This window comes from Kordia jejudonensis (assembly GCF_001005315.1).
GTDB lineage: Bacteria > Bacteroidota > Bacteroidia > Flavobacteriales > Flavobacteriaceae > Kordia > Kordia jejudonensis.
Map to the genome: position 1 here is coordinate 23,951 of NZ_LBMG01000005.1, position 12,394 is coordinate 36,344.

Below are 12,394 nucleotides of genomic sequence, written 5' to 3' on the forward strand. Positions count from 1 at the left end.
TAGCGATTCCGCTTTGTAACGGAATTAATTCAACGTACACTAATAAATTTACCTTTGTGGGCTTTTCATTAGTGAGTTTTATTAAGTCGTGACTTAGAAATGTAATTACGATTTCAAAAGTAGAAAAAAAGTGATGTTTCTTTAGAGAAGTTGTATGACTGTCAATTTTTTATGTGTAATTGTCAAATTTGAGAATTGTATATGAAAAATAGAACGGATATTCTCTTCATAAAATCACCTATTTTATAAAGAGAATATTTGAATTTGGTTTGTAGAAGTCTAGTATAAAACCTTTGCCTCTATATTTTTGCATGTACTTAACTTTATCTGAGGTAACTTTCTTTCCTTGATAGGATATAGAAATATGATGTAAGTCAAAACTTACATTGTTGTGTTCAGGTATTTTAAGTAAATCTTTATATTTTTCTGTTTCGTCTTTCATTTTAATTAGCTGTGTTTACTAAATATTCTGCTATTTTTTTATGTAAATAATAATTACATATCATTGACACGTCTCCATATTGTCCCACAGGATTAATTTCAAGAAAGTAATATTCCCCGTCTTTGGATTTTATTAAATCAATTGCTCCGAATTTTAACCCTAACTTGATCATTAATTTATGGAGTTTATTTTCTATACTATCATCTAATTTATATGGAATATATCTTGAGGGACGATTAGCATCTCTGTTGCGCATATCTATCTCCGTCTGTTCATTTAATTGGCTAAAAATAGCTGCAGAATAACACTCTCCATTAATATAAATAGTTCTTATTTCATATTCTTTATCTATATATTCTTGAAATAATGAAGGAGCAAATATTTTAGGAACATCATCGTCTAATTCTGTAATAAGTTTAGTCATTTGATATAAAAATATAAACTCATCTTTCTTTATTTCATGTCTATGATCAATTATTACTTCATGTATAGATTTTGTAATTATTTTTTTATTACAATCTATAAAAAAGGAGTGAAGATCATCTAATGAATTTGTAACAATAGTCTTAGGAATAATAAGCCCTAGTTTTTGGGCTTCATGTAATACTATTGGTTTGTTTAAACTATTAGTTTGAAATGAACCTAAATGATGATATTCCTCAAGTTTATAACCAATAAAGTCCCAAAATACTTTAAATCTACTATTTATAGCATTATGTAGCTTTCCTGCAGGATAGGCATTTTCTTCGTAATCAAAATCTGAGCTAAAATGGTCAGCGTATTTATATGGTCTTCTAAACCATGTAGAATTAATATTTACATTTTCATTATTTGTAAAGATGGAGTTTGATTCTATATTATTTTTCCCTCCAAATGTTATTGAATATTTTTTATCATTAAATGTATAAAGATCTTTTGACTCTCCATATCCAATAAACTTTTCATATTTAGAATTATAATAATACAACCAATCTATAACTCTATTTGTAGAAAAGTCTGTTTCTTCAGAAAAAATGAAATTCATAATAATATGCGCTTAGCTGCTCATTCTTAAAAATGAGCAGCTTTATTAAATTAATATTATATTAATTAACAGTTGATGATTTTGGTCTGTCTGACCAATCCCAAATACTAATTAGTTCATCCATACTCGAGCCAGTACTTGCCTGACCAAAATCACCTCCAATAACAGACAAACCACACCAATATTGTATTGTATTACCTGCTGAATCTACGCCAACTATTTTTTTATTTTTCATCAAACTCTTTTGAAGAGCGTCTAAACTTTTTTGTTTTTTCATAATTAAATGTTTTAAAATTGAATTATTAATTGGATATGTTAATCAACAGTAGGCGGTTTTGGTCGATCTGACCAATCATAGTAATGAATATATTCAGCCATACTTGAACCTGAACTTAATTCACCAAGATCACCTCCAATAACAGATAAGCCACACCAGTATTGTATAGTTTTTCCTGATGAATCTACACCAACCATTTTTTTGTTTTTCGCCAGACTCTTTTGAAGAGCATCTAAACTTTTTTGTTTTTTCATAATTAAATGTTTAAAAATTAAATTTATATAAAATGGAAACATTGCTTTTAATATTGTAAATAATAAAAAAATATCATTCAGATTTATCTGATTCTTCCCATTTATTTATGTATGGATCAAAATTGCATGAGTCAATTTTATAATATAATCCATTTTTTTTATTAATATCTGAGTTATTAATACATGAATATCTAAATTGGCAATCTTTACATTTTTCAATCTTATCATTACTTATATGATATATTGATTGGAAATTTTCTAATCCTATTATGTCTTTAATTTTATGAGTTTTAATATTTCCAAATACTTTTTTGTGAGACAAATAGTTCTTTAAATTACCTTCCTCATCAACACATACTTTCCTGTTTAAGCCTGAATTAAAATGCCTAGACTCATAAAACATTTTATGAGTTATTGTGAATAATTTTTTAGAAATTTTTTCAGTTGTTTTTTTAGTCAGGCTTTCAGTTGTAAAGTATATTTCACGAACGGAATCATCAGAAAGTTTAATTTTTTTATTGGAATTTGAGGAATGCATTATTATCAATGCTCTGGAAAGCTTGTTTCCTAAACGTATAATTTCTTTTTCATTGTAGAAATCATCATATTTCACATAGATTTCTACAAAACGTATAGTAGTATTTTCTATTATTTGAAGGTGATAGAGTAAGTTTTTTAAATCAATAAGATCATAACATCTTACTTGTAATATTTGACATGAAAGTTCATCTAGTTGTTTAATAATACTTTGTAAAGTATCTAAATTGTTATTATTTACTTCTATAATGGACGAAATTATTTTATAAGGTGAATAAAAAATATCTTCAGGCTCTCTAAATGGTTTGGTATTTTTTGTAAAAAAACCTAGTTGCTTTTCAGTTAAAAAATTAAAGTATTCATCAATTCCATCATTGTACTTATTGTCATATAATTTTTTGACTTCCTTTATATTTAAATTTTTTAAATCTTCTGAAAGAATATTAAAAAGAAGATTAGGTATTTCAATATAAGCCGCTCTGTCTAAGTCTAGAATAATACTTGAAGAAGCACCTTTTACAGGGATACAAGTTGGAAAAAGTAAAAAATAATCATCATCAATATTCATTAATGGAAGTTTTGAAATTTATTATTTTATAATTGAAAATACATTTTGTATATAATTAGAATATAAAAGTAAGAAAAGTATTTTTAGAAAGAGAAGGTTTTTTATAAACGTTGTCTATTTTTTGTAAACGTAGCAGAATAATTCAGAATTCAGAATTTTGAATTCAGAATTAATGAACTTCTTTCTTCAACAACTCAGGGAATTTCTTTTGAAAACGTTTTAATCTAGGAATGGAAACACCTTTGATATACGGATTATTCGGATTGTTGGCTTCGTAATCTTGATGATAATCTTCCGCATCATAGAAAGCGGTATATTTTGTTATTTCAGTAGTAATTGTTCCGTTAAAAACATTCTCAGCAATCAATTTTTTGATGTAGTTGTCTACTATTTGTTTTTCTTTAGCATTTTTATAAAATATTGCCGAACGGTATTGTCTTCCAGCATCAGGACCTTGCCTGTTTAACGTTGTCGGATCGTGTGAACCAAAAAAGACTTTAACCAACGTTTCATACGACACTACTTTTGCATCGTAATACACTTTTACCGCTTCTGCATGATCGGTTCGTCCAGCGCTTACCAATTGATAATTAGCAGTTTCAGCCTTTCCACCAGCATACCCAGAAACCACTTCTTTGACACCTTTTACACTTTCAAAAATGGCTTCCACACACCAAAAACAACCACTTGCAAAATATGCCGTTTCGTATTTTGATAAATCTTGTTGACTTATTTTTTCAGGAGTTGTAGTATGTTGATTGTTTGCCGTGTTTGAATTGCAACTTAATGTGAAAAATAATAATGCAATTACGCTGAATGTGATCGATTTCATTTAAAATATTTTTTAGCTCAGTCGTGTAGAATTGGAAAACTTACGTATGAAAAACTCTATTTTGACCAAGAATTCAATTTTTATGTAAAGATACGAATTGAAAAATGGCTTTTTTCTTAAGAAAAGTTTAAAAAGTATAGAAACTACAAAACGATTGCTAATTGATGAATTAACAATCGTTTTGTAAAATTAACTAACTGTGTTTTTTGATTTCAACAATGATTTATTCCTGACGAACTAATTTTTTTGTCACAAAGAAACCTGTAAATAATGAAAGTCCTCCAACTAAAAAGATTGTTCCTGGATACGCAACTTCTTCAGGTAAGTGAAACACAGCATGCATCATATTTCCAATGAAAATACCTAAGCCAATTCCCATCATTAGTACAGCAACATTTAATACCAACACTTTCCATATTGGTGTTAATGATTTTTTTGAGTCGAAAAAGATAGATGCATCTGCACCTTTTTCTATCAAAGCCAAACGCTCTTTGTTTCGTGTAGAAATGTATAAATAGTAGATTCCGAAAATGACTCCTAAAAAAGCTGGCATTATTATTACTTCTGATCCCATCATAAATATTGTTTTTGAATTTAGTTTTTTTGTATTTGCCCATTATGACGAACGGTTTTTTGTTTTGGTTACAGATTTTTTAATTTTTTTTACATATTGTGAATTTGTGGATGTATGAATTTGATAATTTGATGATTCGTCAATTCGTCAATTCGTCAATTCTTGAATTTGTTGATTCGTTGATTCTTTGATTTGAAAATGCATATATAAAATTTAATTTCACATAAACACATAAACACATAAACACATAAACACATAAACACATAAACACATAAACACATAAACACATAAACACATAAACAACCAAACAACTTGACAACAAAAAAAGAACAATTTATTTAACAAAACCTGTAACCATTTCGCAAAAGTGATCGTCTTAACAACAAATGACTCAAAAAACTGACCAAGATTATATTCTAGAGGTTCGCTCTGGAAATGTGAATGCGTACGCTATTCTTGTTACAAAATACAAGGATATGATGTTTACACTTGCATTGCGCATGGTTGGAAATAGGGAAGATGCGGAAGAAATTGCGCAAGATACTTTCGTAAAGGCGTATACATCATTGAGTACGTTTAAAGGAACTTCCAAATTTTCTACATGGTTGTACAGAATTGTGTACAATACAAGCTTGGATTACATCAAGAAGAAAAAACGAGTCATTTTATCTGAACATATTGATGAAATTCATGAAGCTTCTATTGGAACCATGCAAGATGCAATGAGCTATTTGGAAGCGCAAGAAAAGAAAGAAACTATTGAGAGGGCTTTGTTACAGCTACCAGAAGAAGAACGTGTGTTGTTAACATTGTTTTATTTTGAAGAATTATCCTTAAAAGAAATTACCGAAATTGTACATATATCATATGAAAATGTGAAGATTAAATTGCATCGGAGCCGAAAAAAGCTCTATCATATTTTAAAAAATGTTGTAGAACCAATATATTTGAGTCATGGAAGCAGAAAATAAAAAGTTAGATCAGTTTACAAAGGAAGTCATTCAGGATGCTGGATTGTCGTCGCCTTCTGTCGATTTTTTAGCGAATGTGATGGCAGAAGTTTCCAAAGAAGAATCGCTGGTAAAAGCACAAAACCCACTAATTACAAAGGTTGGCTGGATGATTATCGCTTCATTATTTGCCGTATTTACTTTTGTATTGACACGTTTTTCACTTGGTTTTTCTATTCTAGGCGATTGGGATTTATCTAGCTTGATGATAGAAAAATATGAGATGAACGTAGACATTCCTATTACGTACGCATATTGCTTTTTCTTTTTATTGGTATTCGTAATTATTCAAATAAACTTTATTAAAAAGTATTTTTATAGAAGTTTAAAGAATTAATCCTAATAATATCATTTCATTTCTAATTATTAAGTGTATAAATAGTTTTTCAATATCTAAATCACAAAAAAACTCCCATGTTTCCATGAGAGTTTCAATTTTTATAAGCAGCTAAAAATTAATCTTCAATAATAACCCATTTTCCTTGCGAAATTAGAGGTTCTGCTTGTTTGTATTTTACCGTCTTGTTTTCTCCAGTCATGATATTTTTGATAGTAACACGCTCGTTACGACCAATTTTTGGCTTATCACGAACGATAGTTTCCGTTATTTGCGGACGTTGTCCTTGCGGTTGTTGCATTGCTTGACGCTGTGCAGCCGCTTTTTCATCACTGTTTAAAACTTCTTCTTTTGACGTTTTATAGTTTTCTTTCTTACGTTTTTGCTCACGAGCTTCACGAACACGATCAGGATTGTTATCTGCCAATTCTCCTTTGAATAGGAAAGAAAGAATTTCACGATTTACCTTATCAATTACTTCTTTGAATAGTTTGAAAGCTTCAAATTTGTAAATTAATAAGGGATCTTTTTGCTCATGAACTGCCAACTGAACTGACTGCTTCAATTCGTCCATTTTGCGCAAATGTGTTTTCCAAGCGTCGTCAATAATAGCCAATGAAATATTTTTCTCAAAATCGGCCACTAATTGCTTTCCTTCTGATTCGTACGCTTCTTTTAAATTACTAACAACATTTTTAACTTCATTTCCATCTGTAAATTTAACAACTATGTATTCATATTTACTTTCAGGATCTTCGTATACTTGTTTGATCACAGGATACACAGCTTCTGCGTTTTTCTCCATTTTCTCATTGTAGCTTTTAAAAGCCGCAGTGTATACTTTTCCGATGATTTCCTCTTCGGTCATTTTCATGAATTGCTCTTCCGAGATAGGACTTGGAATAGCGAAGTAGCGAATTAACTCAAATTCAAAGTTTTTAAAGTCATTAGCAGCTCTGTTGGTCTGTGTGATGATTTCCGTAGTATCATATACCATATTTGAAATATCAACCTTTAGACGTTCTCCGTGCAAAGCGTGACGACGACGTTTGTATACAACTTCACGTTGTGCGTTCATTACATCATCATATTCTAATAGACGTTTACGAATTCCGAAGTTATTTTCTTCAACTTTTTTCTGTGCGCGTTCTATAGATTTTGTCATCATGGAATGCTGAATTACTTCACCATCTTTTAATCCCATTCTGTCCATCATTTTGGCAACTTTTTCAGAACCAAATAAACGCATCAAGTTGTCTTCTAAGGAAACGTAGAATTGTGAACTTCCCGGATCTCCTTGACGACCCGAACGACCACGCAACTGTCTGTCTACACGACGTGAATCGTGACGTTCTGTACCAATAATTGCTAATCCACCAGCCGCTTTAACTTCATCACTTAGCTTAATATCCGTTCCACGACCTGCCATGTTTGTAGCAATGGTAACTTGTCCAGGAATTCCTGCTTCGGCAACAATGTCAGCTTCTCGTTGGTGTAATTTTGCGTTTAATACATTGTGCGGAATTTTTCTGATAGAAAGCATTCTTCCTAATAATTCAGAAATTTCAACAGAAGTAGTACCAATCAATACTGGTCTTCCTTGTTTTGATAATTCCGTTACTTCATCAATAATGGCGTTGTATTTTTCACGCTTTGTTTTGTAGATTAAATCTTCTTTATCTTTACGTGCAATTGGTCTATTTGTTGGAATTTCAACAACATCTAATTTGTAGATTTCCCATAATTCGCCCGCTTCCGTAATTGCCGTACCCGTCATTCCTGATAGTTTACGGTACATTCTAAAGTAGTTCTGTAAAGTTACGGTTGCAAACGTTTGTGTAGCATCTTCAATTTTTACATTTTCTTTTGCTTCAATTGCTTGATGAAGTCCGTCAGAATAACGGCGTCCGTCCATGATACGACCTGTTTGCTCATCAACAATTTTCACTTTGTTGTCCATTACTACATATTCTACATCCTTTTCAAATAGGGTATAGGCTTTTAGCAATTGGCTCATGGTGTGAATACGTTCACTTTTAATACCGAATTCTCTAAATAATTCTTCTTTTAGTGAAACTTCTTTTTCTTTCTCTAATTCTTGTGCTTCAATTTTGGCAATTTCTCCACCAATATCTGGCATAACGAAGAAATCTTTATCATTACTTCCAGAAGATAAATATTCAATACCTTTATCTGTAAGATCAATTTGATTGTTTTTTTCTTCAATCACAAAAAGCAATTCTGCATCTACTTTGTGCATTTCGCGATTGTTGTCTTGCATGTAAAAGTTCTCAGTTTTTTGGAGCAATTGTTTTACGCCTTCTTCACTTAAAAACTTGATTAATGCTTTGTTTTTTGGCAAACCTCTAAAAACTCGTAGTAATAAGAATCCACCTTCTTTAGTTTCTCCTTCTTTGATAAGTTTTTTAGCTTCTGCCAAAACGCCCGTTAGGTATTGGCGTTGCGTTTTTACCAATTCGGCTACTTTCGGTTTCAATTCGTTAAACTCATGTAAGTCTCCTTGCGGAATTGGTCCCGAAATAATTAATGGTGTACGCGCATCATCAACTAATACAGAATCGACCTCATCTACAATAGCGTAGTTGTGTGGACGTTGTACCAAATCGTTTGGTGAGTGCGACATGTTATCACGTAAGTAATCGAAACCAAATTCATTATTTGTTCCGTACGTAATATCGGCAGCATATGCTTTTCTTCGTGCTTCTGAGTTTGGCTGATGATAATCTATACAGTCAATCGTAAAGCCGTGAAATTGGAAGATAGGTGCCATCCAAGCGCTATCACGTTTTGCTAAATAATCATTCACTGTAACCAAGTGTACACCTTTGCCAGTTAAGGCATTTAAGTATACAGGAAGTGTTGCTACCAATGTTTTTCCTTCTCCCGTTTGCATTTCGGCAATTTTACCTTGATGCATTGTAATTCCACCAATTAACTGTACGTCATAGTGAATCATGTCCCAAGTGACTTGTTTTCCAGCGGCATCCCAAGAATTTTGCCAAATTGCTTTATCGCCGTCAAGTGTTACATAATCATGAAGTCCAGAAAGTTCTCTGTCATACGGAGTTGCCGTAACTGTAAGTTCTGTATTGTGTGTAAAACGTTTTGCGGTTTCTTTCACCACGGCAAACGCTTCTGGTAATATTTCTAATAATATACCTTCTGTTATTTCGTACTCTTCGTCTCTTAGTTTATCTATTTCTTGATAGATATCTTCTTTACGTTCAATATCTGAGTTAGACTCAGCTTCTTGTTGTAAAGCAACAATTTTGGCGTTATTTTCTTTACACGCTTCCGCAATTTGCGATTTAAAGTGTATAGTACGCGCTCTAAGTTCGTCGATAGACAACTGTGAAAGTTGTTGTTCGTACGATTTTATTTTGTCAATTATAGGCTGTAAGCCTTTTATATCTTTCTTGGATTTGTCTCCAACAAAAATTTTCAACACTGAATTTAAAAAACTCATGGTTTATTTTGGTTTTATATTAAACCAAAAAAAAGCCTCGAAATTGAGACTTTTTCCTTGTTTAACTTGTTTTAATATTCATCTTCATTCCACAGATAATCGTCATCTGTAGGGTAGTCTGGCCAAATTTCTTCGATAGATTCATAAGAATCTCCCTCATCTTCAATTGATTGTAGGTTTTCAACAACCTCTAAAGGAGCTCCTGTTCTAATTGCATAGTCAATCAACTCATCTTTTGTAGCGGGCCAAGGTGCATCACTTAAATGAGACGCTAGTTCTAATGTCCAATACATATTTTTAGATATTAATTTTTTGCAAAAATAAATTTTTAAATGAAAAAGTCAAGTAAAAAAATCATTATTTACACATTATTTTTAAGAACGTTTTTCAAGGATTGTATATCTCCTTAATTATGAAGTAGTTAGGAATTCTTTTTCGGAATCCATTTTATTTCATTCGCTTGTAAGTCATGGGACAACTTTCGTGCCAACACAAAAAGGTAGTCAGAAAGTCGGTTTAAGTATTTTAACGTATGTTCGTCAAAAGGCTCTAATTCGTAAAGTGCTGACGCTAAACGTTCTGCTCTACGACATACACAACGGGCAATGTGACAGAATGACACAGTTTGATGTCCGCCAGGTAACACAAAATGTGTCATTGGTGGCAACGCCGCATCCATGGTATCCATTTCACGTTCCAACGCTAGAACATTATCTTCCGATATTCTAGGAATGTTTAGTCGATCTTTTCCGTTTTTCAAAGTTGCCTTTTCAGGATCAGTTGCCAACACAGCACCAACCGTAAACAATAAGTCTTGAATATCCATCAAGACATTTTGATAATGCGGATTAATTTCTTGATCTCGTATTAAGCCTATGTATGAGTTGAGCTCGTCAACCGTTCCATAACTGTCAATTCGGATGTGATGTTTTGGAACACGCGTACCGCCAAATAGGGCAGTAGTTCCTTTATCTCCAGTTTTAGTATATACTTTCATCGTTTTCTTTTTCTAGCTTTTTTTCAAAATGATATTGCAATCGCTTTTTGGTTTTTTTATTAGACAGATATACAAAAATACCTCCAATACTAAGCGCTACAAGAAGTTTAATGCTAATCATTTTTTCTTTCTTTTTTCTTTTCGTAATAGTTCTCTTTGAAATTTCTTCCTTTACGATTGTATAGCTTATTCTTGTTTCGTTTGTTATTGATTAATAACAACGGAAACACTACAATTACGATTATAAAAGTCCAAAGTAACATAGTACGATTATTTTTTTTGCATATGCATGGTCAAATGCATACATGTATATAATTGACGATCATTGGTTTGCGATTGTTCCCAATCTTTTTGATGCAATTTTTTAATATAGTTCAATTTTTTTTCTGCGCTCATCGGAATGAGATTTAAGAAAAATGCCCATTTGGAACTTCCTAAAATTGCTCTGCGTTCCACCACATTAAATTCGTCGTGAAAACGTTGTACCGTTTGTTTTGAAAATGGCCATTCCCAATCGGCATCAGACTGAAAAGGTCGGTACATACCACGAATAATGCGCAGTGGTAAACTTGTTTTTAACGGATCATAAGAGATTATTTTTCCATTCGGAGCAAGTTTTTCTTTGAGTTTGCCAAATAGTAAATCCAAACTTTCAAAGTGATGCAACACACCATACGCGTAAATAATATCGAAATCAGTTTCCGTAAATTCAGGCGATAAAAAATCAACAGCTTCCGCTTTGGCATTTGGAAAATCTTTTAAACGCTCGTTTAATTGTGCAATGGCTTTGTCGCTTAAATCAATTCCCAAATAACTTTTCGAGTGTTCTGCCAAATATAAACTCAAGTGATTTCCTGCATAGCAACCCAAATCGAGCACTTTTTTATCCGACAAATCGCCCAACCAAGTTCTGTGTTTTTCATACACTTGCTCGCTGATTTCCAGTTCTTTTCTGAAATCAGACAGCAGTTTGTTCCGCATAAAAGACCAAACTTTTGTAGCAGCATTTTTCTTTTTTACATTGTAAAATTCCTTCTGCTTTTTGTTGGTTTGTAAAACTTCGTTTAATTGTGGATTGCTCACGTTTTCGGGTTTTTTATTGGGAAATTGCAAAGTAAATATAAAATTACGATTTTAATACCTTATTTGCTATTTTTTACAGGTAGTTCGTTTGTGAGTAGGTTGGTAGTTTGGTATGTGAGTAGATGTTTCGTTTTGAATCGAAGGAATTATGAAACTAGATAAATCCATAAAATAACGAATTCACAAATTCCAAATAACTTTAAAACTTACACTCTAATTACAAAGTGTTCTTTTGCTTGTTCTTTTCGAAAGAAAACAAATCCCCAAAAAAAGGTATCAATTGTGACCGTAACTTCAGGATGATTTTTAATAAATTCCCATGCTTCCGTCATTTGTTGACTCCAATGAATATCGTCAAATATAAACACCGAATCGTTGTGCGCAGTTGCCAATAATTGTTCAAAATACAGTATAGTTGCTTCTTTTTGATGATTTCCGTCAATATAAACAAGATCAAATTGTTGCTTGGTTAGTGTAGGAATCGAAGTTGAAAATTCATCCACATACAATTTTACATGATCTGCGTTAAACTTTTTAAGCTGTTTTTGTGCAATCGCTGCCGTTTCAGGACAACCTTCTAAAGTAAAAACATCATTTACTTCTTTCATAGCAATCGTTGCCATTCCTAGTGAAGTTCCAAGTTCTAACGCATTTTTTACATCGAAATAGGTGACCAATCGCGCTAGTAATTTGGCTCTTTTTGGTGTAATTCCCGCATTTTTAGCAATGGCAGCAACTTTTCTTTTGTTGGATGAAAATACTCTGCTTCCCGCGCCAAAGTCTTTTACTTCAATGGCTTCGTTGTTTTGAAGCAATTCAGCTCTGTATTTTGCAAGGGTTTGATAAATTTCTTTCGGTTTTTTATCGTAAAAGCATTTCGTAACTAAATCATACACAAACGGAGAATGTACGCCATGTTCATTGGTCGATTTTGCTAAGAATTTAAAATATGCAACAATTTGATACCACATA

General features: G+C 32.0%; 14 protein-coding genes. 2 read left to right on the forward strand and 12 right to left on the reverse strand.

The features are described from left to right. Positions 1-238 precede the first annotated feature (238 nt). From AA089_RS03730 to AA089_RS03760, 7 genes are all read right to left on the reverse strand, one after another. Complete coding sequence (locus tag AA089_RS03730; protein WP_046755582.1) at positions 239-442, reverse strand: hypothetical protein; 204 nt, start codon at positions 440-442, stop codon at positions 239-241. A 1-nt stretch (position 443) separates the two neighbouring features. Next, a complete protein-coding gene (gene gwsG / locus AA089_RS23445) occupies positions 444-1,466 on the reverse strand; it encodes a grasp-with-spasm system ATP-grasp peptide maturase (protein WP_053002183.1) in 1,023 nt (340 codons plus the stop codon). Between the two features lie 61 nt (positions 1,467-1,527). Further along, complete coding sequence (locus AA089_RS03740) at positions 1,528-1,743, reverse strand: hypothetical protein (protein WP_046755583.1); 216 nt, start codon at positions 1,741-1,743, stop codon at positions 1,528-1,530. Between the two features lie 38 nt (positions 1,744-1,781). Continuing rightward, positions 1,782-1,997, reverse strand: coding sequence for a hypothetical protein (locus tag AA089_RS03745; protein WP_046755584.1), 216 nt, complete (start codon positions 1,995-1,997; stop codon positions 1,782-1,784). A 73-nt stretch (positions 1,998-2,070) separates the two neighbouring features. Next, positions 2,071-3,102 (reverse strand): grasp-with-spasm system SPASM domain peptide maturase, encoded by a 1,032-nt coding sequence (gene gwsS / locus AA089_RS03750; protein WP_046755585.1) that lies wholly within the window; start codon positions 3,100-3,102, stop codon positions 2,071-2,073. A 169-nt stretch (positions 3,103-3,271) separates the two neighbouring features. Further along, a complete protein-coding gene (gene msrA, locus AA089_RS03755) occupies positions 3,272-3,934 on the reverse strand; it encodes a peptide-methionine (S)-S-oxide reductase MsrA (RefSeq protein WP_046755586.1) in 663 nt (220 codons plus the stop codon). 223 nt (positions 3,935-4,157) lie between these two features. Then, the gene (locus AA089_RS03760; protein ID WP_046755700.1) at positions 4,158-4,508 is read right to left on the reverse strand and encodes a DUF6249 domain-containing protein; all 351 of its coding nucleotides are present in this window, start codon (positions 4,506-4,508) and stop codon (positions 4,158-4,160) included. Positions 4,509-4,894: 386 nt separating this feature from the next. Here AA089_RS03760 and AA089_RS03765 point away from each other — a divergent pair, with 386 nt between their 5' ends. Both AA089_RS03765 and AA089_RS03770 read left to right on the forward strand, forming a co-directional pair. Then, positions 4,895-5,479: an RNA polymerase sigma factor gene (locus AA089_RS03765; RefSeq protein WP_046755587.1), complete on the forward strand. Its 585-nt coding sequence runs from the start codon at positions 4,895-4,897 to the stop codon at positions 5,477-5,479. Beyond that, a complete protein-coding gene (locus tag AA089_RS03770; protein WP_046755588.1) occupies positions 5,463-5,855 on the forward strand; it encodes a hypothetical protein in 393 nt (130 codons plus the stop codon). Before AA089_RS03765 ends, AA089_RS03770 begins: the two co-directional genes overlap by 17 nt. A gap of 118 nt (positions 5,856-5,973) precedes the next feature. Here AA089_RS03770 and secA read toward each other — a convergent pair whose 3' ends face one another. The 5 genes from secA to AA089_RS03795 form a co-directional block, all read right to left on the reverse strand. Beyond that, on the reverse strand, positions 5,974-9,342 hold the full coding sequence (secA, locus tag AA089_RS03775) for a preprotein translocase subunit SecA (protein WP_046755589.1): 3,369 nt from the start codon (positions 9,340-9,342) through the stop codon (positions 5,974-5,976). Positions 9,343-9,413: 71 nt separating this feature from the next. Beyond that, positions 9,414-9,635 (reverse strand): DUF2795 domain-containing protein, encoded by a 222-nt coding sequence (locus tag AA089_RS03780; protein WP_046755590.1) that lies wholly within the window; start codon positions 9,633-9,635, stop codon positions 9,414-9,416. Between the two features lie 128 nt (positions 9,636-9,763). Continuing rightward, entirely contained in the window at positions 9,764-10,339 is a 576-nt protein-coding gene (locus AA089_RS03785; RefSeq protein WP_046755591.1) for a cob(I)yrinic acid a,c-diamide adenosyltransferase, read from the reverse strand. A 270-nt stretch (positions 10,340-10,609) separates the two neighbouring features. After that, positions 10,610-11,422: a class I SAM-dependent methyltransferase gene (locus tag AA089_RS03790; protein ID WP_046755592.1), complete on the reverse strand. Its 813-nt coding sequence runs from the start codon at positions 11,420-11,422 to the stop codon at positions 10,610-10,612. A 206-nt stretch (positions 11,423-11,628) separates the two neighbouring features. After that, a complete protein-coding gene (locus tag AA089_RS03795; RefSeq protein ID WP_046755593.1) occupies positions 11,629-12,393 on the reverse strand; it encodes an O-methyltransferase in 765 nt (254 codons plus the stop codon). Position 12,394: the final 1 nt, after the last annotated feature.